23 protein-coding genes are annotated in these 24,490 nt (G+C 66.4%); 2 read left to right on the top strand and 21 right to left on the bottom strand.

What is annotated here, in order from left to right; genetic code table 11:
- Window positions 1–23 precede the first annotated feature (23 nt).
- Together RT282_RS16390 and galU are read left to right on the top strand one after the other, a co-directional pair.
- Window positions 24–2,906, top strand: a complete 2,883-nt coding sequence (locus tag RT282_RS16390; RefSeq protein ID WP_409519503.1) for a valine--tRNA ligase — start codon at window positions 24–26, stop codon at window positions 2,904–2,906.
- A gap of 78 nt (window positions 2,907–2,984) precedes the next feature.
- Window positions 2,985–3,872: a UTP--glucose-1-phosphate uridylyltransferase GalU gene (gene galU, locus RT282_RS16385; RefSeq protein WP_313316004.1), complete on the top strand. Its 888-nt coding sequence runs from the start codon at window positions 2,985–2,987 to the stop codon at window positions 3,870–3,872.
- A 72-nt stretch (window positions 3,873–3,944) separates the two neighbouring features.
- Here galU and RT282_RS16380 read toward each other — a convergent pair whose 3' ends face one another.
- From RT282_RS16380 to RT282_RS16280, 21 genes are all read right to left on the bottom strand, one after another.
- The gene (locus RT282_RS16380) at window positions 3,945–4,343 is read right to left on the bottom strand and encodes a drug:proton antiporter (RefSeq protein WP_313316002.1); all 399 of its coding nucleotides are present in this window, start codon (window positions 4,341–4,343) and stop codon (window positions 3,945–3,947) included.
- A gap of 78 nt (window positions 4,344–4,421) precedes the next feature.
- Window positions 4,422–5,201: a YafY family protein gene (locus RT282_RS16375; RefSeq protein ID WP_313316000.1), complete on the bottom strand. Its 780-nt coding sequence runs from the start codon at window positions 5,199–5,201 to the stop codon at window positions 4,422–4,424.
- A 33-nt stretch (window positions 5,202–5,234) separates the two neighbouring features.
- Complete coding sequence (locus RT282_RS16370; RefSeq protein WP_313315997.1) at window positions 5,235–5,462, bottom strand: sulfurtransferase TusA family protein; 228 nt, start codon at window positions 5,460–5,462, stop codon at window positions 5,235–5,237.
- Window positions 5,463–5,471: 9 nt separating this feature from the next.
- A complete protein-coding gene (locus tag RT282_RS16365; RefSeq protein ID WP_313315995.1) occupies window positions 5,472–6,044 on the bottom strand; it encodes an NUDIX domain-containing protein in 573 nt (190 codons plus the stop codon).
- A 71-nt stretch (window positions 6,045–6,115) separates the two neighbouring features.
- The gene (cysM, locus tag RT282_RS16360; RefSeq protein ID WP_313315993.1) at window positions 6,116–7,021 is read right to left on the bottom strand and encodes a cysteine synthase CysM; all 906 of its coding nucleotides are present in this window, start codon (window positions 7,019–7,021) and stop codon (window positions 6,116–6,118) included.
- Between the two features lie 611 nt (window positions 7,022–7,632).
- On the bottom strand, window positions 7,633–7,875 hold the full coding sequence (locus tag RT282_RS16355; RefSeq protein WP_011806053.1) for a DUF2274 domain-containing protein: 243 nt from the start codon (window positions 7,873–7,875) through the stop codon (window positions 7,633–7,635).
- Window positions 7,872–9,134, bottom strand: coding sequence for a TrbI/VirB10 family protein (locus RT282_RS16350; RefSeq protein WP_011806054.1), 1,263 nt, complete (start codon window positions 9,132–9,134; stop codon window positions 7,872–7,874). The genes RT282_RS16355 and RT282_RS16350 overlap by 4 nt, the downstream gene beginning before the upstream one ends.
- Window position 9,135: 1 nt before the next feature.
- The gene (trbG, locus tag RT282_RS16345; protein ID WP_011806055.1) at window positions 9,136–10,116 is read right to left on the bottom strand and encodes a P-type conjugative transfer protein TrbG; all 981 of its coding nucleotides are present in this window, start codon (window positions 10,114–10,116) and stop codon (window positions 9,136–9,138) included.
- Window positions 10,113–10,817 (bottom strand): conjugal transfer protein TrbF, encoded by a 705-nt coding sequence (gene trbF, locus RT282_RS16340; RefSeq protein ID WP_313315989.1) that lies wholly within the window; start codon window positions 10,815–10,817, stop codon window positions 10,113–10,115. The genes trbG and trbF overlap by 4 nt, the downstream gene beginning before the upstream one ends.
- A gap of 18 nt (window positions 10,818–10,835) precedes the next feature.
- A complete protein-coding gene (trbL, locus tag RT282_RS16335; RefSeq protein WP_313315987.1) occupies window positions 10,836–12,170 on the bottom strand; it encodes a P-type conjugative transfer protein TrbL in 1,335 nt (444 codons plus the stop codon).
- A complete protein-coding gene (locus RT282_RS16330) occupies window positions 12,167–12,490 on the bottom strand; it encodes a hypothetical protein (protein ID WP_313315986.1) in 324 nt (107 codons plus the stop codon). Before RT282_RS16330 ends, trbL begins: the two co-directional genes overlap by 4 nt.
- An 11-nt stretch (window positions 12,491–12,501) precedes the next feature.
- Entirely contained in the window at window positions 12,502–13,227 is a 726-nt protein-coding gene (gene trbJ, locus RT282_RS16325; protein ID WP_313315984.1) for a P-type conjugative transfer protein TrbJ, read from the bottom strand.
- On the bottom strand, window positions 13,224–15,677 hold the full coding sequence (gene trbE / locus RT282_RS16320; protein ID WP_313315982.1) for a conjugal transfer protein TrbE: 2,454 nt from the start codon (window positions 15,675–15,677) through the stop codon (window positions 13,224–13,226). The genes trbJ and trbE overlap by 4 nt, the downstream gene beginning before the upstream one ends.
- 9 nt (window positions 15,678–15,686) lie before the next feature.
- Window positions 15,687–15,959 (bottom strand): VirB3 family type IV secretion system protein, encoded by a 273-nt coding sequence (locus RT282_RS16315; RefSeq protein WP_313315980.1) that lies wholly within the window; start codon window positions 15,957–15,959, stop codon window positions 15,687–15,689.
- Window positions 15,956–16,333 (bottom strand): TrbC/VirB2 family protein, encoded by a 378-nt coding sequence (locus tag RT282_RS16310; protein WP_313315978.1) that lies wholly within the window; start codon window positions 16,331–16,333, stop codon window positions 15,956–15,958. The genes RT282_RS16315 and RT282_RS16310 overlap by 4 nt, the downstream gene beginning before the upstream one ends.
- Complete coding sequence (trbB, locus tag RT282_RS16305; protein ID WP_313315977.1) at window positions 16,330–17,367, bottom strand: P-type conjugative transfer ATPase TrbB; 1,038 nt, start codon at window positions 17,365–17,367, stop codon at window positions 16,330–16,332. Before trbB ends, RT282_RS16310 begins: the two co-directional genes overlap by 4 nt.
- Window positions 17,364–17,810, bottom strand: a complete 447-nt coding sequence (locus RT282_RS16300) for a CopG family transcriptional regulator (RefSeq protein ID WP_313315975.1) — start codon at window positions 17,808–17,810, stop codon at window positions 17,364–17,366. Before RT282_RS16300 ends, trbB begins: the two co-directional genes overlap by 4 nt.
- Window positions 17,807–19,801, bottom strand: coding sequence for a conjugal transfer protein TraG (locus tag RT282_RS16295; RefSeq protein WP_313315974.1), 1,995 nt, complete (start codon window positions 19,799–19,801; stop codon window positions 17,807–17,809). The genes RT282_RS16300 and RT282_RS16295 overlap by 4 nt, the downstream gene beginning before the upstream one ends.
- Before the next feature lie 218 nt (window positions 19,802–20,019).
- Window positions 20,020–20,292 carry an EexN family lipoprotein gene (locus RT282_RS16290; RefSeq protein ID WP_313315972.1) on the bottom strand — a complete coding sequence of 91 codons (273 nt, stop codon included), beginning with the start codon at window positions 20,290–20,292 and terminating at the stop codon, window positions 20,020–20,022.
- 35 nt (window positions 20,293–20,327) lie between these two features.
- Complete coding sequence (locus tag RT282_RS16285) at window positions 20,328–21,221, bottom strand: LysR substrate-binding domain-containing protein (protein WP_313315971.1); 894 nt, start codon at window positions 21,219–21,221, stop codon at window positions 20,328–20,330.
- Window positions 21,222–21,290: 69 nt separating this feature from the next.
- On the bottom strand, window positions 21,291–24,479 hold the full coding sequence (locus RT282_RS16280; protein ID WP_313315969.1) for a CusA/CzcA family heavy metal efflux RND transporter: 3,189 nt from the start codon (window positions 24,477–24,479) through the stop codon (window positions 21,291–21,293).
- Window positions 24,480–24,490 lie beyond the last annotated feature (11 nt).

Raw genomic sequence — 24,490 nt, 5'->3', positions numbered from 1 at the left:
GCCCGCGAACGGCATCCCACGGGATGCCGTTCTTCATTGCCATGAGCGACGACACCCTCCTCTCCCAGCCCGGCCTGAACAGCCTGTCCAAGTCCTTCGAACCCGCGCCGCTGGAGGCGCACTGGGGGCCGCTGTGGGAGCAGCGCGGCTACGGCCGCGCCGGCGTGCGCGGCACCGGCCAGGCCGATGCCGGCCAGCCCTCTTTTGCCATCCAGCTGCCGCCGCCCAACGTGACGGGCACGCTGCACATGGGCCACGCGTTCAACCAGACCATCATGGACAGCCTGACGCGCTACCACCGCATGCTTGGCCACAACACCGTCTGGGTGCCGGGCACGGACCACGCCGGCATCGCCACGCAGATCGTGGTGGAGCGCCAACTGCAGGGCCAGGGCACCAGCCGTCACGACCTGGGGCGCGAGCAGTTCGTGCAGAAGGTCTGGGAGTGGAAGGACAAGAGCGGCGACACCATTACCACGCAGATGCGCCGCATGGGCGACAGCGTGGACTGGAGCCGCGAGTACTTCACTATGGACGACAAGCTGTCCAAGGTGGTGACCGAGACCTTCGTCCAGCTGTACCAGCAGGGCCTGATCTACCGCGGCAAGCGCCTGGTCAACTGGGACCCGGTGCTGCAGTCCGCCGTGTCCGACCTGGAGGTGGAAAACGAGGAGCGCGACGGCTCGCTGTGGCACATCGCCTATCCGTTGGCGGACGGCAGCGGCCAGCTGGTGGTGGCCACCACCCGTCCCGAAACCATGCTGGGGGACGTGGCTGTCATGGTCCACCCCGAGGATGAGCGCTACGCCCACCTGATCGGCCAGAGCGTCACGCTGCCGCTGGTGGGCCGGCAGATTCCCATCATTGCCGACGAGTACGTGGACCGCGAGTTCGGCACCGGCGTGGTCAAGGTCACCCCGGCGCACGACAACAACGACTACGCCGTGGGCCAGCGCCACGGCCTGCCCCTGGAGGTGGTGCTGACCCTGGCCGCCACCGTCAGCGACAACGCGCCCGAGAAGTACCGCGGCATGGACCGCTTCGCCGCTCGCAAGGCCATCGTGGCCGACCTGCAGGAGCAGGGCCTGCTGATCGAGACGAAAAAGCACAAGCTGATGGTGCCGGTGTGCACCCGCACCGGCCAGATCATCGAGCCCATGCTGACCGACCAGTGGTTCGTGGCCATGAGCAAGGTGGGCGAAGGCGACGCCACCGGCAAGAGCATCGCGCAAAAGGCCATCGACGCCGTGGCCTCGGGCCAGGTGCAGTTCGTGCCCGAGAACTGGGTCAACACCTACAACCAGTGGATGAACAACATCCAGGACTGGTGCATCAGCCGCCAACTGTGGTGGGGCCACCAGATTCCCGCCTGGTACGACGAGGACGGCAACGTGTACGTGGCCCGCAGCGAGGCCGAGGCGCAGGCCCAGGCACCGGGCAAGCGGCTGCGCCGCGACGAGGACGTGCTGGACACTTGGTACTCATCCGCCCTGGTGCCCTTCAGCACCATGGGCTGGCCCGAGCAGACCGACGCCGCCGCCGACGACTACAACCTGTACCTGCCCAGCAGCGTGCTGGTCACCGGCTACGACATCATCTTCTTCTGGGTTGCCCGGATGATCATGATGACCACGCACTTCACCGGCCGCGTGCCGTTCAAGCACGTGTACATCCACGGCCTGGTGCGCGACGCCCAGGGCAAGAAGATGAGCAAGTCCGAGGGCAACGTGCTGGACCCGGTGGACCTGATCGACGGCATCGCCCTGGAGCCTTTGCTGGACAAGCGCACTACCGGCCTGCGCCGGCCCGAAACGGCCCCGCAGGTGAAGAAGAACACGCAAAAGGAATTCCCCGAGGGCATTCCCGCCTACGGGGCGGACGCGTTGCGCTTCACCTTCGCGGCGCTGGCGTCCCTGGGCCGCTCCATCAACTTCGACAGCAAGCGCTGCGAGGGCTACCGCAACTTCTGCAACAAGCTCTGGAACGCCAGCCGCTTCGTGCTGATGAACTGCGAGGGCTACGACTGCGGGCTGGACGGCTCGCAGGGCTGCACCGAGTCGTACCTGCATTTCAGCCAGGCCGACCGCTGGATCGTATCGGCGCTGCAGCAGGCCGAGGCCGAGGTCGCCCGGGGTTTTGCCGACTACCGCCTGGACAACGTGGCCAACGCCGTCTACGACTTCGTCTGGAACGAGTTCTGCGACTGGTACCTGGAGATCGCCAAGGTGCAGATCCAGACCGGCACCGCGGCCCAGCAGCGCGCCACGCGCCGCACGCTGATCCGCGTGCTGGAGGCCATCCTGCGCCTGGCCCACCCCATCATTCCCTTCGTGACCGAGGCGCTGTGGCAGAAGGTGGCGCCGGTGGCCGGTATCGCCGGCGAATCCGTCTCCGTCGCGCCCTATCCACAGGCTCAGCCCGAGAAGGTCGACCCGGCCGCCATCGCCCACGTGCAGCGCATCAAGCAGATGGTGGACGCCTGCCGCCAGCTGCGCGGCGAGATGGGCGTGTCGCCCGCGCAGCGCCTGCCGCTGCTGGTCACAGGCGACTCCGCCTTCATGCGCGACATCGCGCCGGTGCTGCAAAACCTGGCCAAGCTGAGTGAAGTGCAGGTGTTCGACGACGAGGCTGCCTGGAGCCAAGCCACCCAGTCCGCCCCCGTGGCCGTGGTGGGCGATGCGCGCCTGGCCCTGTTCGTGGAGATCGACGTGGTCGCCGAGCGCAGCCGCCTGGGCAAGGAGGCCGCGCGGCTGGAGGGCGAGATCGCCAAGGCCGGCGCCAAGCTGTCCAACGAGGCCTTCGTGGCCAAGGCGCCGCCGGCGGTGATCGAGCAGGAGAAAAAGCGCGTGTCAGACTTTGGCGCGACCTTGGCGCGCATCCGCGAACAGCTGGCACGCCTGGGCTAACATCCTCGGCTGCCCTGGCCGGGCGCCCGTGCCATGCACGCGGCGCCCCTTCCAGCCCCTTTTCGCGAGGTATCCGATTTGAGCGCTCCCACCCGCATCCGCAAGGCCGTTTTCCCCGTCGCCGGACTCGGCACGCGCTTTCTGCCCGCCACCAAGGCCTCTCCCAAGGAGATGCTGCCCGTGGTGGACAAGCCGCTGATCCAGTACGCGGTGGAGGAGGCCTACGAGGCCGGCATCCGCGACATGGTGTTCGTCACCGGCCGCAGCAAGCGCGCCATCGAGGACCATTTCGACACCTCCTACGAACTGGAGAACGAGCTGGAGAACGCGGGCAAGCAGGAAATGCTGGAGCTGGTGCGCAGCGTGAGCCCGGCCGACATGAACTGCCTGTTCGTGCGCCAGCCGCGCTCGCTGGGCCTGGGACACGCCGTGCTGTGCGCCGAGCCGCTGGTGGGCGACGAGGCGTTCGCCGTCATCCTGGCCGACGACCTGATGGTGGGCGTGAACGGCAGCCCCGGCGTGATGGCGCAGATGACCGCCGCCTTCGAGAAGCAGGGCCGCTCGCTCATCGCCGTGCAGGAAGTGCCGGCCGAGCACACGCGCCGCTACGGCATCGTCAAGGGCGAGAACGCCGGCGGCGCGCTGCTGCGCGTGGACGAGATCGTGGAAAAGCCCGCGCCCGAGAAGGCCCCCTCGCGCATGGGCGTGGCCGGCCGCTACGTGCTGACGCCGCGCATCTTCGAGGAGATCCGCAACCAGCCGCGCGGCGTGGGCGGCGAGATCCAGCTCACCGACGCCATCGCCCGCCTGATGCAGCACGAGACCGTGTACGCCTACCAGTACGCCGGCAAGCGCTACGACTGCGGCAGCAAAGAGGGCTTCCTGGAAGCCACCGTGGAGCTGGCGCTGCAGCACCCCCAGGTCGGGGCGCATTTCCGCGAATACCTCAAGACGCTGGCCCTGTAGGCCGGCGCACCGGCCGGCCGCCGCCCAGGGCAGCGCGCGCCGGCGGTCCGGGCGCTGGAGACGGCCGCCCGCTCAGGGCTGGCTGGGCGCGAAGACCCGCAGCCGGTGGCCGTCGCGGTCGGCGGCCACGAAGTTGTAGCCGAAGTCCAGGTGCACGGGCGGCTGCAGCAGCGTCAGGCCCAGGGCCGGCGCCAGCGCGCACCAGCGGGCGTGCCAGGCGTCCACCTCGGCGTTGTCGGCCAGCGCCACGCACAGCTCGGTGTGCGCCCCGGCCCCGCTGGCGCCGGCCGGCGCTGCAGGCGGCTGCACGCCGCTGCGCCCCCACAGGCCCAGCTTGAAGCCGCTGTCGAGCACGAACAGGGCGAACGTCTCGCTGCGCTCCACCGGCGTGCAGCCGAACAGGCGGGCGTACACATCGGCGCTGGCGGTGGGCTGGTCGACGTACAGAAGGACATAGCTGGGTTGCGTCACGGACGGCTCCTAAGGCAGGGGTGGGGTCCGGGCCGCACCGTTGCGGCGCCGGTGCCGGCATGGTGCGGGGCGCGCGTGTCAGTTCCTGTCAGCAGCGGCACCACCCACGGCGTCGGCAGCGGCAGTGGCAGCGGCAGCGGCAGCGGTGTCGATACCGCCCGCGCGCCCGGCCGCGGTCGCTGCCTGGTGCGCGCGCCACTGTGCCTGCAGCGCGTGGCGGCGCTGCGGGTAGCGCTCGGCCAGCGGCTGCGCGCTCACGATGCGGTCGGTGCGGAAGTGGCGGAACTGCTGGCGCAGCTCGCACCAGGCCACCAGCACGTTGGTCTGCTCGAAGAACCCCAGGGCGCAGGGCCACACGGTGCGGGCGGTCTGGGCCTCGCGCAGGTCGCGGTAGACCAGTTGCAGCTTGTGCTCGGCGCGCAGGGCGGCCCGCAGCGCGGCCAGCACCGGGTCGGCGCCGCGGCGCGTCGCGGCGGCGGGCCCGACCAGCAGCGGGCTGCTGTCCAGCGCCTCGCGCAGCGGCGCGGGCACCACGTGGGCGATCTTGTCGAGGGCGCTGCGCGCGGCCTGCGCCAGCGCCTCGTCGGCATGCCGCGCCACCCAGCGCGAGCCCAGCACCAGCGCCTCGATCTCCTCGGGCGAGAACATCAGCGGCGGCAGCGTGAAGCCCGGGCGCAGCACGTAGCCCAGGCCGGGCGCACCGTCGATACACGCGCCCTGCGCCTGCAGCGCGGCGATGTCGCGGTACAGCGTGCGCAGGCTGATGCCCAGCTCCTGCGCCAGCACGCTGCCCTGCACCGGGTGGCGCCGGCTGCGCAGTGCCTGCATCAGCTGCAGCAGCCGTTCGGCACGCGACATGGGAGAAAAAGTCCGGGGCCCGGCCGTGGCCGGTCAGCGCCGGCGCAGGACGTGGATGAACTCCCCGCCCTCGGTGCGCTGCTCCACCAGCTCGTTGCCCGTTTGCTTGGCGAAGGCCTGGAAGTCGCGCAGCGAGCCCGTGTCGGTGGCCACCACGCGCAGCAGCTGGCCGCTGGCCATGCCGGCCAGGGCCTTCTTGGCGCGCAGGATGGGCAGCGGGCAATTCAGCCCGCGCGCGTCCACTTCCTGGTCGATCTGCATATCGTCGTCTCAATGCTTCGGTGATGCCGGCGCGTCCAGCCCGCGGCGGCGCTCGGCGTTTTCTTCGTCGGTGAAAAACACGGGCTCGTGCCCGCGCGAGCGCAGCCAGTCGGCCAGCGCGTAGCCGGTGCCCGCAGGCCAGCACTTGAGCTCGTGCAGGTCGTAGAAGCGGTGGTCGATCAGCTCGGGCGACAACCGCACCTGGCCCGTGGCCTGCACGTGGTAGGCGATGATGAGCTGGTTCATGCGCAGGAACTCGTAAGCCCCCACCAGGGTGACGGACTGGGCGTCCAGGTTGGTCTCTTCCTTCACCTCGCGCGCCACGCCCTCCTGGGGCGACTCGCCGGCCTCCATGAAGCCGGTGATCAGCGCGAACATCTTGGGCGGCCACAGCGCGTTGCGCGCCAGCAGCACGCGTCCGTCCACCTCGACGATAGCGGCCAGCACCGGTGTGGGGTTGTTCCAGTGCGTGAAGCCGCAGGCCGGGCAGCGCAGGCGCTCCTTGGGCCCGCCGTCCTCCATCTGCACGATGGGCGCCAGCGCCGTGGCGCAGTGCGGGCAGAAGCGGTATTCGTATTGCATGCTTTGTTATTGGTAGCTGCTCACGCTTGCCTGGAGCGGGTTTCAGGCACTCTTGGCATCCAAAACCGGACTCAGGCCGGGAACACGCCGGTGGACAGGTAGCGGTCGCCCCGGTCGCACACCACGAAGACGATGGTCGCGTTCTGCTCGCGCTCGGCGATCTGCTGCGCCACCCAGCAGGCGCCGGCGGCGGAGATGCCGCCGAACAACCCTTCCTCGCGCGCCATGCGCCGGGCCATGTCCTCGGCATCGTCCTGGCCGACCAGCACCAGCTCGTCCACCATCTGCGGCTCATAGATCTTGGGCTGGTATTCCTCGGGCCACTTGCGGATGCCGGGGATGCGCGCGCCCTCGGCCGGCTGCGCGCCGATGATGCGCACGCCCGGGTTCTTCTCGCGCAGGTAGCGCGACACGCCGGTGATGGTGCCCGTGGTGCCCATGGCGCTGACGAAGTGGGTGACGCGCCCGCCGGTCTGCTCCCAGATCTCGGGGCCGGTGGTCTCGTAGTGGATGCGCGGGTTGTCCGGGTTGGCGAACTGGTCCAGCACCACGCCCTTGCCCTGGCCCACCATCTGCTCGGCCAGGTCGCGGGCGTATTCCATGCCGCCGCTCTTGGGCGTCAGGATCAGCTCGGCGCCATAGGCCTTCATGGTCTGCGCACGCTCCACCGACAGGTCCTCGGGCATGATCAGCAGCATGCGGTAGCCCTTCACGGCCGCCACCATCGCCAGGGCGATGCCGGTGTTGCCCGACGTCGCCTCGATCAGCGTGTCGCCCGGACGGATGGCGCCGCGCTCCTCCGCCCCACGGATCATGGACAGCGCCGCCCGGTCCTTGACCGAGCCGGCGGGATTGTTGCCCTCCAGCTTGCCCAGCACCACGTTGCCGCGCGCCGCGTTGGACTCGGCGCCGATGCGCTGCAAAGCCACGAGCGGCGTGCGCCCGATGGCGTCTTCAATCGTCTGGTAGGTCGTCATACGGTACTACTGTGCCATAATTTGCGACTTCGTTTTTGCGCCTGCCCGGGTGGTGGAATTGGTAGACGCAGGGGACTCAAAAATAGGGACTTCTACGTAGTTCTTGCTTGAGGCCACTGCCTGCCAAGCCGCATGGGACAAGGGATTGAGTGATAAATCGCCTCTTGATCGAGATGCCTGCATTTCGAGCCAGGAGTCAGCTAGGAGCCAGGACGATGCAAGCTGGCTCCCAGTGAGGAGTAGATAGTTGAAGTAGCATCGCGCGTCATGCCCGAGTGGTGAAATTGGTAGACGCAGGGGACTCAGACCAAATTTGAGCCCTCGGAGGGAAACCCCCGAGGTGAAGCCCGTCAAACTCGGCGAAGGCCCTGGACGATCAGTCCGAGCTAATACCGAGCCAAGCCCTGGAGCCGAAAGGTTCCTCGGAAGGTGTAGAGAGCAGACGGCGGGCACCTAAAGCCGAAAGGCTATGGTGAAGGCGTGCTCCAGCCCACGAACGTCGTTTCTTCGGAGACGGCGGCGGCGAAAGCCGAAGTGGGATGAAAATCCCCCGCCGCAAGGCGTGCCGGTTCGATTCCGGCCTCGGGCACCAATTCGAAAGCCGCCCCTGTTCACGCAGGGGCGGCTTTTTCGTTCTTGGCCTGCCTGCGCCTGAACGCCCTATCCCCCGCCATGAAGGCTTCCAGCATGTGCGGGATCAGCGTCATAACATCGACCGTCTCGCCATACGCCTGCGCGTGCAGCGCGGCGTAGCGATCGAGGTCAGCTTTCAGGCTAACCGGGCACGCAAAGGTCAGCTTGACGCTCTCGGTCTTGGGCAGCGGCCCGAGCCGCAGCTTCTTGGTCGTGCTCATTGCATCGCTCCCCGCTGGAAGAACATCGGCTGGTACGGCCGCAACACCAAGTCGCGGTTGACGATGATCCGCACCGGCAGGCCGGGCCGTTCAGTCAGCGTCGGCTGGATGTTCATGTTGCGCCGGGTCATCTCCTGGCCGACCTGATTGATGCTGTCCTGCGCGCTGTCGCGGCCGGCGATGATGATGCGATTACCGTCCTGCCGGTTCTCCGGCGCGGCCAGCTCGGCGCCCACGCCCAGCAGCGTCGTCAGCGCGGCACCGGCGACGATGCGGCTCCAGTGGTAGTCCACCCCGTCTTCCAGGCCGGAATAGCCGGCCGGATCGGTGCCCACGAGGTTGTCTAGCGTCAGCGAGGACGTGTCGGGCAGGATGATGCGGTTCCAAACCACCTGAACCCGGCTTTGCCCATAGCTCACCTGGCTGTTGTACTTGCCCAGGATGCGCGAGCCCTGCGGAATCAGCAGGAACTTGCCCGTGGCCGTGTCATAGACCGGCTCCGTCACCGTGGCGATCACGTCGCCCGGCAAGTCCGACTTGATGCCCGTCACCAGCGCGCCGGCGATCACCGTCCCGGCCATCACCTGATACGGCGAGGACGGCATTTTCAGATTCCCGGAATTGCGGGTCTCCGTAGAGCCGCCCTTCAGGAACGCCTCTTTTTGGTCTTGCCGGTTTTGCACAGCGGTCGGGTCGGCAGGCTGAGCCGCCGTCGAGGCTGGCCCGGCGGCCAGCGGGTCGAAGCCCGCCAAGGCCGATGCTTGGCCAGCCGCACCGACTTGCGCAGTCGCTGGCGCGGCGGTCTTGCCAGGCGTGCCCGAGCGGAAGAACACCGAGGAAGCTGCTGCCGCTTCAGCTTCCTTGCGCCGTGCATCCTCCGGGTCGTGGCCCGGCGGCGCGTAGGTGGGCGCCACGGGCTGCTGCGACTTCACGATGGCCGGGCCAAGGTCGCCCGGCAGCGGCGGCCCCAGTTCCGGCACCTTCGGCAGCTTGGAGTAATCCGAAGGCAAGCCATCCAGCCCTTCGGACTTCGACACGCGATCGACGTTGTACAGCTCGGTCTGCTCACCCGCGCGCCGGTGCGGCTGCAATGACCAGATCGTAGCCCCGAGCACGGCGACCGACAGGCCGCCGGTGAGCATGACTAGCGTGCGCCGGTTCAGGCGTGTGACCGGGCGCGGCTGGGCGCGCAGCGCCACCGCCTCGGGCACGACCTTGCCCGCCTGCGGTGCAAGGTCAGGGGAATCGTCCTGGCTCATGTCAATTCTTCCTTGTGCCGTCCGTGCGCTCAATCCGCACCACGTCGCCCTTGTCCCCGCCCAGGCGCAGTTCGGCCGCGCCGAACAGGCGATCCACGATGTAGTACGGCGAGCGGAAACGGTAGTTCATCAGTTGCCCGTCACCTTGCGCGCCGATGACGAACAGCGGTGGCAACTCGCCCTGGGCGATGCCCGGCGGGAACTGGATATAGACCTTCTCGCCATCATCGAAGGCGCGCAGCGGTTTCCACGGCGGGTTGCTGCCACTGACCGCGTAGCGGAAACGGATCTTCTCCAGCAATAGCCCGCTATCGACCGGCGCGGCGGCGCTGGCCGCCTGCGCCTGGCGCTGCAAGGCCAGCATCTTGTCCTTCGGATACTCCCAGGACACCGACGCCATCCACGTCTTCTCGGTCGAAGTCAGCTCAATCAGGTACGTGCGCCGGCTGGTCGTGATGACCAGATTGGTCTTGAGGCCCGAGCGGATCGGCTTGACCATCACATTGACGCGCAGCGCATCGCCGCTGCCGCTCGATGTGTCGCCCACGATCCAGCGCACCGTGTCGCCAGCAGCCACCGTCACCAGTTCCTCGCCTGGCTGAAGCACGATCACGGTCACGCGGCCCACGGCCGCATAGACCTGATACAGCGCGCCATCAGTGAAGGGCCACACCTGAATCGCGTTGACGTAGCCCTCGCGCGTGGGCGCGATACGCGCCTCGGCGTTGGCGCGGGACACCCGCACGGTTTCATCGGCGGATTCTGCGGCGGGCTTGGCATCCGGCACAGGCTTCATCTGAGCCGGCATCGGCAGCACTTGCGGCATGGCCACCACCTCCACCGGCGCAGGCGGCTCCGGTAGCGGCTGGGCCTGCACCGGCTCGTCGAGCGAAATGGACGGCGGCGGCTTGCCCTGCGTGGCGCAGCCCGCGAGGGCAAGCAACATGATCGGCAAGGCGAATTTACGGAAAAGATCATTCATGGCTTTGCTCCTTCGTTTCCTTCCAGTTCACGGCTCCACGACAGCCCGTTGACGTAGATGCCCAAGGGGTTCTTGCGCACACGCTGCTCGGTGCGCGGCGTCTGCTGCACGATGGAAACCACGGCGTTCCAGCGTTCGGTGCGATCCAGCGCTCCGTTCACGAAGCGCGTCTCCGTCCAGCGCACGTTGAAAGACGTGTCGCTGGCGCGGGTCACGCTGGTGATCTGCACCGTTACCGACTCCTTGCCGATGCGCGCGAACGGATCGTTCACGCGGGCGTACTCGTTGAGCACCACGGCGCCCTTGTCGGTGGTGTAGTCATAGGCATCGAGCCAGTTCTGCCGCACCACGATGGGGTCGATAGACAGCGAGCGCACCAGGCCGATGAAGCGGCCGAGGTGGTAGGCAATCTGCGCATCGCTAGGCCGGTACGGCGTGGCGGCCTCGCCGACGGCGCGCACCTGGCCTGCGTTGTCCACCTCGATCACGTAGGGCGTCACGATGGACTGCGCCGAGCGCCAGACCAGGCCGCCCGCCATCAGCACGGCCAAGGTGAGGCAGCCGAAGGCCATGAAACGCCAGTTCTTCGCCTGCACGCGGGCCGAGCCGATGCGCTCGTCCCAGACCTGTGCGGCGGATTGGTACGGGGTGGCAGGCTGCGGCGTGTCCGCGTAGCGCACCTGCGGTCGTTTGAATCGCATGGGGGTTCTCCTTGAGGATCAGGAATCGGAATCGCGCAGGCTCGGCCCCTGGCTGGAGCTGCCACCATCGCCGCCGCGCAGCGTGTGGGCGGCGGTGGTTGCGGCATGGGTAAGCTGCTGCTTGCGATGCAGGCGCTCGGCCCAGGCGGGTTGCTCGGCGGACGGAGATGAGCCGGCAGCGTCAGGCCCGGCGGGTGCGGCGCCGGATGCCGGCGTGTCGTCAGGCCGAAAAGCCGCCGCCATGCGCTCTTTCATCGAGCGCGCCCCGTCGGCCACCTTCTGCCCGGCCGCCTGCGCACCGGTCTTGGCCACATTGCCCACACCAGCGGCGGCGCCCTTGAGGCCACCACCGGCCGAGGCGGAGCCCGCCTGGTACGCCGACCTGGCGCTGCTGGCCGTCGATGCCATCGAGCGGGCGACGGCGGGTGCCATGCGTGCCCCAGCCGCCACAGCACTGCCGACGCCCGTAGCCGCGGCACCGACTGCCACGGCGGTTCCGGCTGCGCCGATAGCAGCACCAGCCATCGCGCCCGCGCCGAGCTGCGGGCCACCGGACACCAGCCCAGTCGCAATGCCCGGCCCGAAGATGCCCAGGGCCAGCATGGCGAGCGAGGCCAGCATGATGACCAACGCCCGGTCGATCGAAGGCTCCGAACCGGCCGGTATGTTGAACTCGGAGAACAGCCCCGAGCCGATGCCAACGATGACGGCCAGCACCAGAACCTTGATGCCCGAGGACACCACGTTGCCCAACACCTTCTCGGCCAGGAACGCCGTCTTGTTCCAGAGGGCGAACGGCACCAGCACGAAGCCCGCCAGCGTGGTCAGCTTGAACTCGATCAGCGTCACGAAGAGCTGCACCGCCAGCACGAAGAAGCTGACGATGACCACCATCCATGCGAAGAACAGCACGACGATGGGCATGATGTGAATGAACACCTCGGGGAAGCCCGCCATCTCCTTGATCTGCTCAAGAATGGGCGCCCCGGCGTCGATGCCCACTTTGGCGAGCCGTCCCGGCTGCAAGAAGTTACCCATGCTCAGGGTCGAGCCGCTGGCCGTCAGGCCCAGCCCGGCGAACGAGCGGAACACGATGCTCGCCAAGGTGTTGAAGTTGCCGATGATGTAGGCGAAGGCACCGACATAAAGCACCTTGCGGATCAGCTTGGCGATCACGTCCTCGCCCTGGCCGCTGGCATGACTCATGGCCCAGAACAGCCCGGCGAGCGTCATGTCGATGACGATCAGCGTGGCCGTAAGGAACGCCACCTCCCCGTGCAGCAGCCCGAAGCCCGAGTCGATGTAGCGCGAGAACACATCAAGGAAGCGATCAATGATCGAAATGTCATTCATGGCGAGTCCTCCTGCCACGGCAAGGCCGCTGCCACCGCCCCGCCGTCTTCGGTGGGTTCATCGAAGCTGGCCGGAATCGGCGGCAATTCGGCCAGCGTCCGGTACTCATCAGGCCCGGCCTTGCCGGAGAAAAAGCGGCGTAGGTCGGCCTTGACCACCTGCGCGCATAACGCGCCGCCGAGCTGACCCGCGCGGCATTGCTCCTTGAGCAAGCGCAGCCGCGCCGGATGGGCCGCGAGCGCATCAACCGAAGGCACCTCCTGCTGGCCGCAGCCGGCCAGCAGGAGCACAAAACCGCAGAGAGCAGGCGCGCGTGTCATGGCAGCACTCGTCAATGGCCGTAGAAATCGACGGACTGCGGCGTGTACGGCGTGCCTTCACCCAGGAAGCGCCGGTTCACCTCGCGGCCCCGCTCCACGGCGGCGGCCTGCCGCGCCAGCTCCAACGAAGCGGCGCGATCCTGGGTGATGCTCAGGCGCTGCGTCTGGATGGACTGCTTGGCTTGCAGGGCCAGCAACTGGTTCATGGCCTGCATTGCCTGTAAGGCCCCAACTGCCGACTGGCTCTTGCCCACGAGGTCAGCCAGCACGCCTTCGTCATCATTCAGGTTCTGCGACGCCTGGGCCTGCATCTGCATGGTGGTTTGCAGGCCGTTGAGCGTGTTCTTCCAGCGCTCCTGCGCGTCGCGGTACATCTGGTTGCCGCTGACGGTGGCGGCGTATTGCTCGGGATACAGGCGCTGGAACTCCCGATCCAGATTCGTCACGTCGTAGGCCAGTCCTCTGGCTTGGGCGATCAGCCGCTGCGTGGTCGCCAGATTGGCGCGCAACTGGCCGACCACGCTGGATGGCAGGCTGGCGAGGTTGCGCGCTTGGTTCATCAGCATCTGCGCTTCGTTCTGGAGTTGCTGGATCTGGTTGTTGATCTGTTCCAGCGTGCGGATCGCGGTCAGCGTGTTCTGCACGAGGTTCGTGGGGTCGATCACGACCCATTGCGCATGGGCGGTGGCGGTGCAAAGCATGGCCGCGACGGCAGCGGCAAGAAGGCGCTTCTTCATGGCAGGTTCTCCAGGGGTTGGTTGGCGAGGGAACCCGGCACGTGGCCGGGGAACGAGGGCAGCAGATCGGCCGCCCAATCGAGGCCGCGATGGCGCAGCCAGGCGCCCGCGAAGCCGGGTGCGCCGGCGTCGGCTAGCATCGCGTCCATGTCGCGCTGGTCTTGCGGCGTGGACGCGCCCGCGAAGGCGAGCGCCGCCGGCCCCAGGTCGAGGTCGAACAGGCGGTTGCCGAGGCGGGATTGGTAGTAGTAGTCGCGCTTGGGCTGTGCGGTGGCGACGATTTCGATCTGCCGCCTGTTGAGGCCGAAGCCCTCGTAGATCGTGCGAATCTGCGGCTCGGTCGCCTGCGGGTTGGGCAAGAAAATCCGACTCGCGCAGCTCTCGATGATCGCGGGCGCGATGCTCGAATCCTTGATGTCGGCGAGGCTCTGCGTTGCGAAGATGACGCTGACGTTCTTCTTGCGCAGTGTCTTGAGCCACTGGCGGATGCGGGCCGCGAATACCGGGTCATCGAGGAACAGCCACGCCTCATCAAGGATCAGCAGCGTGGGCGCACCGTCGAAACGCTCGTCGAAGCGCGCAAAGAGGTAATGCAGCACGGCCATGACGGCGGCCTTGCTGTGCATCAGCTCCTCCATCTCGAAGCACTGCACGTCGGCCATGCCGAGACGGTCATGGTCGGCGTCCAGCAGCTTGCCGTGCGCGCCACCCAGAACGTAAGGCGCAAGCGCCTGGCGCAGCGTGTTTGATTGCAGGAGCACGGAAAGCCCCGTCATCGTGCGCTGCTCCACCGGCGCACCGGCCAGGCTTCCCAGCGCCGACCAGATGGCGGCCTTCTCGTCGGGGCCAACTGCCACGCCTTCGTGCAGCAAGCGACCCTCGATCCATTCGGCGGCCCAGGTGCGGTAGCCCTCACGGTCGATACGCGCCAGCGGCTGGAAGGCGATCTCTCCATCCGTGCCCAAGTCGTAGTGCTCGCCGCCTAGGCCGAGGATGGTGGCCCGCACGGAGCGGCCCATGTCGAAGGCGAAGATGCGCGAGCCGCGATAGCGGCGGAACTGCATCGCCAACGTGGCGAGCAGCACCGACTTGCCCATGCCGGTCGGGCCGGCCACCAAGGTATGGCCCACGTCGCCGATGTGCGTGACCAGCCGGAACGGCGTCGCGCCCTCGGTGCGGGTCACGATCAGCGGTGGGCCATCAAGATGCGCGTTCTTCGCCGGGCCGGCCCATACCGCCGACACCGGCATCATGTGCGCCAGATTCAGCGTTGAGACGATGGGTTGGCGCACGTTCGCGTAGGCGTGGCTGGGAATCGACGACAGCCACGCCTCCACCGCGTTCAAGGTTTCGGGGATCGTCACGAAGCCGCGCCCTTGAATCACCCGCTCCACCATGCGCAGCTTCTCGTCGGCCTTCGCCGGGTCGGCGTCGAGCACCGTCACCGTGGTGGTGACATAGCCGAAGGCCACCTGGTCGCTGCCCAGTTCCTGTAACGCGGCATCGGCATCGGCTGATTTGTTGCTGGCGTCGGTATCAACCAGCGGGGTTTCCTGCTGGAAGATGGTTTCGCGCAGCAGCGCGACGACGTTCTTGCGCTTGGCGAACCATTGGCGGCGCAGGCGGGAAAGTTCCTTTTCCGCATCGGCTTTGTCCATGCAGAGGAACCGGGTTGACCAGCGATAGCCAAAGCCGAGGCGGTTGAGGTCGTCCAGAATCCCCGGCCAGGTCGAGGTCGGGAAGCCCCGCACCGACACCACGCGCAGGTGCTGATCGCCCAGCATGGGCGCCAGGCCGCCAACCAGTGCGGAATCCGTCAGCAGCGCGTCGATGTGGAATGGCACTTCGGGCACGCTGACGCGGTAGTGCCGCGTGGAGATGGTCGAGTGCAGATAGGTCAGCGTCTGGCCGTCATCGAGCCAGGCGATTTCCGGCATCACGCCATCGAGGAGGTCGAAGACGCGATCGGTTTCCGCCACGAAGGCCGTCAGGCGCTCGCGCCAGTCCACGCCTTCGGTGGGCCGGTTCTCGTACAGCATCCCGGCGGCGCGGGCGCGTGATTCCTCGGGCGGCAGGTACACCAGCGTCAGGTGGTAGCCGCTCTCGAAGTGGTTGCCCGAGTCCTCGAACGTAGCGCGGCGTTCCTCGTCCACCAGCCACGACAGCGGCTCGGAAAACTCCGAGTGCGGATAGTCGGCTGCGGGCCGGCGCTCGGCTTCGATGAACAGCGCCCAGCCCGAACCCATGCGACGCAGTGCGTTGTTCAAGCGCGCCGTCGTGGCAATCAGTTCGCCTTGCGTTGCGCTATCGAGGTCAGGCCCGCGAAACCGGGCCGTGCGCTGGAAACTGCCGTCCTTGTTCAAGACGACGCCCGGTGCGATCAGCCCGGCCCAGGGCAACCAGTCGGCGAGCAAGGCCGGGCGCTGGCGATATTCGGCAAGGTTCAGCATGGCATCACCTCACACGTCCAGCAGCGGCCGGTGCTTGATGTGCCGCGCGAACACGGCCATGAACTGCGGATCGACACGCGCACCCCAGACCGCCAGCGAATAGCCGACGATCCAGAGCACCACGCCTGGAATCCACATCTGCAAGCCCAGGCCCACGGCAGCGGCCAAGGTGCCGTTGGTGATGGCCACGGTGCGCGGAGCGCCGCCCATCAGGATCGGTTCGGTCAGAGACCGATGCAGCGGCACCTCGAAGCCGGGCATTCCATCGTGTGAGCCGTTCATACGACGGCCCCACCGGAGAAGCTGAAGAACGACAGGAAGAAGCTCGAAGCGGCGAACGCGATGGACAGGCCAAACACGATCTGGATCAACTTGCGGAACCCGCCCGAGGTATCGCCGAAGGCAAGCGCCAAGCCCGTGGCGATGATGATGATGACCGCAACGATGCGCGCCACCGGCCCCTGGATGGATTCAAGGATGGATTGCAGCGGCCCTTCCCAGGGCATCGAGGAACCCGCGGCCTGCGCGGTGCCTGCGAGCAGCAACATCAGCGCCGCGAGCATCAAGCCCGGCATGGCCGGGCAAGCCAGGCCATCCAGCCGTGCGGGCCGAGGAAACGGATTTGCGGAAATACGGAAAGCATCAGCGTGCGTCATGGAAGTTCTCCAGAGTGGTCAGGGGACAGGGAGGAAAGGTCGGACTGCGGCAGCAGCTCCGGGAATGGAGCCTCCAGCGCATCCGCCAGGTGATACCCAGCGCCATCGAAGCCGACGACGCGGGCGATGCTCTCGATGCGGCGCTTGCGCCCGCGCCCAGCGATGTGGATGACCACGTTGACCGCTTCCGCGATCAGCGCACGGGGCGGGTTCACCGCCACTTCGAGAATCAGTTGCTCCAGGCGCAGCAATGCGCCCAATGCGGAGCCGGCGTGGATGGTGGCGATGCCGCCTGGATGACCTGTACCCCACACCTTGATGAGATCCAGCGCCTCGGCGCCGCGAACCTCGCCGACGACGACGCGATCGGGGCGCAGGCGCATGGACGAACGCACCAGCTCGGTCATCGACACCACGCCCGCGCGCGTGCGCAGCGGCACATGGTCACGCGCAGCGCATTGCAGCTCCACCGTGTCTTCGAGCACCAGCACGCGGTCGCCGGTGGCGGCGATCTCGGCGAGCAAGGCATTGGCGAGCGTGGTCTTGCCCGTGCTGGTGCCACCGGCGATCAGGATGTTCTGGCGCTCGCGCACGGCGCGCACCAGCAAGCCCGCCTGCGCGGCGGTCATCATTCCGTTCTCGATGTGGCGCGATAGAGGAATGACGCCGATGGCCCGTTTGCGCAGCGCGAAGGCCGGCCCCGGCGCTGCTGGCGGCAAGATGCCCTCGAAGCGTTCGCCGGTTTCGGGCAATTCGGCGGACAGCAGCGGCTGGCCGCGATGGACTTCCGCGCCGACGTGGGCGGCCACGAGGCGGATGATCCGCTCGCCATCGGCCTCGGACAGTTCCACGCCCATCGGCGTGCGGCCCGACGAAAGCCGGTCAATCCACAAGGTGCGATCCGGGTTGAGCATGATTTCCACCACGTCCGGGTCTTCCAGCGCGGCGGCGATCAGCGGCCCCATCGCCGTGCGCAGCATCTGGATGCGGCGATCCAGCGACGTGGCCGCAAAGGAGGAAGGAGCGGCACTCATGACGTGCGCTCCTTCGCGGTATTCATACGCGAGAGGTCTGGATGCAACTCCTCCACAACGTCGCGTACCAAGCTGCGCCCGCGTAGCAGATGGCGGCCCAACTGCTCCACGAACTGCTCGAAGCGCGCCTTGCCCTGGGCGCGCGCTGCGTCCTGATGCGCTTCGGGCACGGGCGTGCTCACCGTGAGGAAGTAGCGGATGAACAGTGCCAGCGTCTCGATCTGGATGTTCTGGTCGCGCTCCAGGCGCTCGGCGTGGCGTGCCAGGCGATCCAGGCGCTTGGCAATCGCTGCTTCGCGCTGGTCGGCGGCATCGGGCGACAGCCACGATGCCAAGGCAGCAGCGACGATGCTGGACTTGGATACGCCTTTCTTGGCGGCCAGCTCGTCGAGCCGCTTGCCATGCTCAGGCTGGATGAACACGTTGAGGCGGTGTTGGGTCATAGCTCGATTCCGTCGTCAGGGTCGAGGGAAGCCAGCCGTGCCGTGCGCTGCATGATTGGATCGAGCTGGCGAGAAAGGGGAAGCGGGTCGTCGTCATCGAGTAGGTCGAGATCGGCCATAGGAGCGGCCTGTTCGGGGTCGTAGGCGACGGTTTCGGAGAGTTCGGGCTGGCGACGCGGGCCGCCGTCATCGGCGCTGCCAAGGTCGCCAACGGTCTCCGCGACGAGAGGTGCGGGCACCGCAGGAATCGCCAGCCCGCTCCAGTCATCGGCGCGGGCCGGCGGCGCGTCGGCGTGCTGCCCGTCTGCCAGCGTGGGCGGCGGCAGCACGCGATGCTTGAAATTGCTGTCCGCGTAGTAGCGCAGCTTCTTGGCCTTGATCGGCGCCACGCTGGACACCATGACCACCGCCTCATCAGGCGGAAGCTGCATGACTTCGCCCGGCGTCAGCAGCGGGCGCGCGGTTTCCTGGCGCGACACCATCAGGTGGCCCAGCCACGGCGCGAGCCGGTGGCCCGCGTAGTTGCGCTGGGCGCGCAGTTCGGTGGCTGTGCCGAGCGTTTCGGAAATACGTTTGGCCGTGCGTTCGTCGTTCGTGGCGAACGTCACCCGAACGTGGCAGTTGTCCAGGATCGAATGGTTCTGGCCGTAGGCTTTGTCGATCTGGTTGAGCGACTGCGCGATGAGGAAGCTGCGGATGCCGTAGCCCGCCATGAAGGCCAGCGCCGTCTCGAAAAAGTCCAGGCGTCCCAGCGCCGGGAACTCATCGAGCATCAGCAGCAGCTTGTGGCGGCGCTCGATGCCGTCGGAGCCATCGAGCGATTCGGTGAGGCGCCGGCCGATCTGGTTGAGGATCAGGCGGATGAGCGGCTTCGTCCGCGAAATGTCCGAAGGCGGCACGACCAGATACAGCGACAGCGGATGCTCTGCCGCGATCAGGTCGGCAATGCGCCAGTCGCAGCGCGACGTGACTTTGGCCACCGTAGGGTCGCGGTACAGGCCGAGGAACGACATGGCCGTGCTCAACACGCCGGAACGCTCGTTGTCCGACTTGTTGAGTACCTCGCGCGCCGCCGATGCGACGACCGGATGCGGCCCAGCGCCGAGGTGCGGCATGGTCATCATCCGGTGCAAGGTCAGCTCGAACGGGCTGGCCGGGTCGGACAGAAAGTTGGCGACGCCGCGCAGCGTCTTGTCTTCGCCTGCGTAGAGGACATGCAGAATGGCCCCGACCAGCAGCGCATGACTGGTCTTTTCCCAATGGTTGCGCTTCTCCAGCGCACCTTCGGGATCGACCAGAATGTCCGCGATGTTCTGAACGTCGCGCACCTCATGCGCGCCGCGCCGAACCTCCAGCAGCGGGTTGTAGGCCGCCGACTTCGCATCGGTCGGGTTGAACAGCAGGCAATGCGAGAAACGCGAGCGCCAGCCTGCGGTGATCTGCCAGTTCTCGCCCTTGATGTCGTGGACGACGGCGGACGCGGGCCAGGAAAGCAGCGTCGGCACCACGAGGCCGACGCCCTTGCCCGAGCGCGTAGGCGCGAAGGTCAGGACGTGTTCCGGGCCTTCATGCCGCAGGTACTGGCGGTCGTGCTGGCCGAGGAACACGCCGGCCGGTTGCGTGAGGCCCGCTTTGAGAATGTCCTGCGCCTTAGCCCAGCGCGCAGAGCCGTAGGTGGTGACGAGGCGAGCTTGGCGCGAGCGCCAGACCGACATGGCGATGGCAACGCCCACGGCGACCATGCCGCTGGCGCCGGCGATGGCGCCGCCGGTGTCGAATACTTCCGTTGCATAGGCCCCGAAGAAGAACCACCACTCAAACAGTTTCCAGGGGTGGTAGATCGACGTGCCAAGGAAGTCGAACCAGGGCGAGCCAAGGCGTACTTGATAGCCAAGGGCGGCTGCGGTCCATTGTGTGGCGCCCCACACGCCGGCGATCACGATGCCGAACACCACGGCAATCTGACCGAACAGCACGTTCGTTCCCTGCATCGTCCAGCCTCCGATCGCGGCACAGGCATGTGCCGCCCTCGTGAGGATCAGTGCCGCTGGGCGTGCCGGTCAAAGACCGTTATCGGCAGGTTGATGCCACAAAAAGCATGGTTTCCGGCAGGGAAGAACTGGGGCGAAAGACCGCCACAACGGGCGCGCTGCTGCGCAGCGCGCAAAAAGGCGCAGGCACGCGCAGGTGCGTTGCGGCAAACCGACCATCAGAACTTCGGCGGTTCCTTCGGCGGCGTATAAGGCACCTTGCCGTCACCCAGGAAACGCCGGTTCGTCGCCTCGGCCACTCGGTTGCACAGCACGTCGCCCATCGTCGGACGATCCGTCTTGCACTGCTGGCGCAGTTCTCGCAAACGTACGGGGTCAGCAGCCAGTTCCTCCACGCTGGGCACGGCGGCGGGCTTGGACGGCTCAGACTTGCCGCAGGCGACCAGCAGAACTGCTAGCGACGACATAGCGATGATCTCGGATAGGTTCATGGCTTGAATCCTCCGAAGTGAAGCGGGGCCAACGGCTAAGCGTCTCCCGGCCCCAGGGATTCGACCCGCTCGATGAAGCGGGCCAGCGCCTGCGACGGCTCGGCGTCGCGGCGCAGCAGATAGGTAGTAAGCATAGGCGACTTTCCCGCGAGCGGTCGGCCCACCACACCCGGCTCGCGGCTGGAAGCGATGTGCGCAGCGCCTGCGAGCCCCAGTGCCAGGCCGGCCGATACGAAAGTCATCATCACGTCGAACGTGGCGACGTACTGTTCGATCAAGGGCTCCCGGTCCTGCTTGCGCAGGATCCGGTCGATCTGCTTGGCATGGCCTTCGCAAACTGCCGGGTCGCCCAGCACCAGGGGATGTTGCAGCACTTCATCCAGCGGTACCCGCCTGTGGGCCAGTAGTTCATGGCGCGCGGGCATGGCCACCATCAGCTCATCCTCCCAGGCGGGTTCGATGATGATGCCGTCGCCCACCTCGTCGGCCATCGAGAAGCCCGCGTCGTATAGATCGTCACGCAGGCCGCTAAGCTGCTGGGCCAGCGGAACCTCGAACAGGCGGATCTCGATCTCCGGGTCTTCCTCGCGGCAGCGCGCCAGCAGCGCCGGCAGGCGCGAGGGGGTGATGCCGTCGGACAGCGCCACGCGCAACCGGCCGTGAAAGCCATTGGCCGCCGCCTTCACGCTCTCACGCGCCTGGTCCAGCGCCAGCAGCACGCGAGGCGCGTTCTCCATCAGCAGCTTGCCCGCAAGCGTCAGGCGTGTGCTGCGGCTGGTACGCACGAACAGTTGTGCGCCCAATTCTTCTTCCAATTCCCTGATGGCGCGCGACAGTGGTGACTGTTCGATATGCAGCCGCTCCGCAGCGCGGGCGAAGTGAAGTTCCTCGGCAACGGCCAGAAAATACCGGAGGTGACGCAATTCCATGAGTCGATGTCCCTGTAAAGCTTGAAGGAGTCTGTCGGGGTGCCGTAACGGCGTTCATCGTTGTTCCTTTCAAGCGGTTACGCCCTCATGTACTGGCTCTGCCGTGACATCCTCTTCCTGCTCGTCCGGGCGATGGGCCAGCCGATACAGAATCGGTAGAACCAGCAGCGTCAGCACGGTGGAAGACAAGATGCCTCCGATCACCACGGTAGCCAGGGGGCGCTGCACTTCCGCGCCTGTTCCCGTGGCAATAGCCATCGGAATGAAGCCCAGTGATGCCACCAAGGCCGTCATCAGCACCGGCCGCAAGCGTGTCAGCGCGCCCTCGCGGATGGCTTCATCCAGCGGCGTTCCAGCCTCTCGCAGGCTGCGGATGTAGGAGAGCATCACCAGACCGTTGAGTACGGCAACGCCTGAAAGCGCAATGAAGCCCACGGCAGCGGAAATCGACAGAGGAATGTCGCGCAGCCACAGCGCCAAGATGCCACCGGTCAGCGCGAACGGAATGCCAGTGAAGACCAGCAAGCCATCTTTGACGTTGCCGAACATGGCGAACAACAGCAGGAAGACCAGCAGCAGCGACACCGGCACGACGATCTGCAAACGCTGCGTGGCTGATTGCAGGTTCTCGAAAGTGCCGCCCCAACTCGTCCAGTAGCCCGCGGGAATCTTGACCTGTGCCAGCGCCGCCTCGGCGTCAGCCACGAACGAGCCCACATCACGGCCGCGCACGTTGGCGCTCACCACGATGCGGCGCTTGCCGTTTTCGCGGCTGACCTGGTTGGGGCCAGGTGCCAGTTCGAAGCTCGCCACCTCGGCCAGTTGGATGAAGTTCGTCTGTCCTTCGGCGCTACCGGTGCCACCCGTTCCGCGCGGTAGCGGAATCGGCAGGCGCTTCATGCTTTCCAAGTCGTTGCGCAAGGACTCTGGCAGGCGAACCAGGATGTCGAAGCGGCGGTCACCCTCGAACAGCGTGCCAGCCTCACGCCCGCCGATGGCGGTGGCCACGGTATCTTGGATGTCAGCCACGTTCAGCCCATAGCGCGAAGCTTTTTGGCGGTCGATATTCACGGTCAGCATGGGCAAGCCGGTGGTCTGCTCCACCTTGACCTCGGACGCGCCGGGAATCTTCTGCAACATGGACGAGATTTCTTCACCTGTCTTATTCAGGACATCCATGTCGTCGCCAAAAATCTTCACCGCCACATCGCTACGAACCCCTGAGATGAGTTCGTTGAAGCGCAACTGGATCGGCTGCGAGAACTCGTAGTTGTTGCCCGGCACCTTGCCCACGACCTCCTGAATGGCCGCCAGCAATTCGTCGCGCGACTTGCGCGGCTCCGGCCACTCAGACACGGGCTTGAGCATGATGTAGCCGTCGGAAATGTTCGGCGGCATGGGGTCGGACGCGATTTCCGCCGTGCCGGTGCGCGCGAAAACGCGGTCGATCTCAGGGAACTTAGCCTTCAGCGTCGCTTCCAGGCGCTGCTGCATCGCGACAGATTGCGACAGGCTGGTGCCGGGAATGCGCAGGGCCTGGATGGCGAAGTCGCCTTCGTTCAGGCTGGGCACGAACTCGCTGCCCATGCGGGTGGCGATCAGGCCGCACAGCACCACTGCCACGGCGGCTGCCGCCAGCACCACCGCTTTGGCCGCCATCACGCGATCCAGCAGCGGGCCATACCAGCGCTTGGCCTGCACGACCAGGAAGTTCTCCGTCTCGCTGACCCGATGGCCGATGAACAGGGCGACCGCTGCCGGAATGAAAGTCACCGACAGGATCATGGCCCCCACGAGCGCAGCCACCACCGTGAACGCCATCGGGTGGAACATCTTCCCTTCCACGCCCGTCAGGGCGAAGATTGGCAAGTACACCACCATGATGATGAGCTGTCCGAACAGCAGCGCGCGGCGCGATTCCTTGGATGCCAGGAACACCTCATGAAAGCGTTCCGCCCGTGTCAAGGGCCTGCCGTAGTGCGCCTGCGCATGGGCCAGGCGGCGCACGCAGTTCTCGACGATCACCACCGCTCCGTCGATGATGATGCCGAAGTCCAGCGCCCCGAGGCTCATCAGGTTGGCGCTCACCTTGTAATGCACCATGCCAGTGAAGGTGAACAGCATCGACAAGGGAATCACCGTCGCCGTGATGATGGCCGCGCGGATGTTGCCCAGGAACAGGAACAGGATCACGATCACCAGGATCGCGCCTTCCAGCAGATTTTTCTTCACCGTGGCGATGGCCTTGTCCACCAGCACGGTGCGGTCGTAGACCGTCACTGCATGCACGCCCTCGGGCAAGCTGCGGTTGATCTCCACCATCTTCTTGTCCACGGCCTGCGAAACCGTACGGCTGTTCTGGCCGATGAGCATGAACACAGTGCCCAGCACCACTTCGCGTCCGTTGTCCGTGGCCGCGCCGGTACGCAGTTCGCGCCCCAGCCCCACGTCCGCCACGTCACGCACCCGGATCGGCACGCCGCCCGCGCTGCTGAGGATAACGTTGCCAATGTCCTCCAGGGTCTTGACTTGTCCTGGTGCACGGATCAGGTACTGTTCGCCGCGCTTCTCGATATAGCCCGCACCCACGTTGCCGTTGTTGCGATCCAGCGCCGTCACGATGTCTTGCAGGGTGACGCCGAGTGAAGCCAGGCGAGCAGGTATAGGTGCGATCTGATATTCCTTGGCATAACCGCCAATCGAGTTGATTTCAGTCACACCGGGCACGTTGCGCAACTGCGGCTTGATGATCCAATCCTGAATCTCGCGCAGGTCTGTCGCCGTGTAGGGCATGCCGTCGGGCTTCTTCGCGCCGTCCTTCGCCTCGACTGTCCACAGGTAAATCTCCCCCAGGCCGGTGGAGATTGGCCCCAGCGCAGGTGTGATGCCGACCGGCAACTTATCCCGTGCCTCCTGGATGCGTTCATTGACCAACTGGCGCGCAAAGTAGATGTCGGTGCCGTCCTTGAAGATCACGGTCACTTGCGAGAGGCCATAGCGCGACAGAGAGCGGGTTTGCTCCAAGTTGGGCAGACCCGCCATCACGGTTTCAATGGGATAAGTCACCCGTTGCTCGGTCTCCAACGGTGAATAGCCCGGCGCCTGGGTATTGATCTGCACTTGGACGTTGGTGATGTCCGGCACGGCGTCGATGGGCAATTTCTGGTAGCTGAACACGCCGACGGCGGCCATGCCAATGGCGGCTAACAGCACTAGCCATCGGTGCTCGATGGCCGCGCGAATAAGTTTTTCAAACATGGGCGTAGCTC

It is taken from the genome of Pulveribacter sp. (genome assembly GCF_032079985.1).
Classification (GTDB): Bacteria; Pseudomonadota; Gammaproteobacteria; order Burkholderiales; family Burkholderiaceae_C; genus Melaminivora.
The sequence above is the reverse complement of the archived record's forward strand: the minus strand, read 5'-3'. Positions and strand labels throughout refer to the sequence as shown.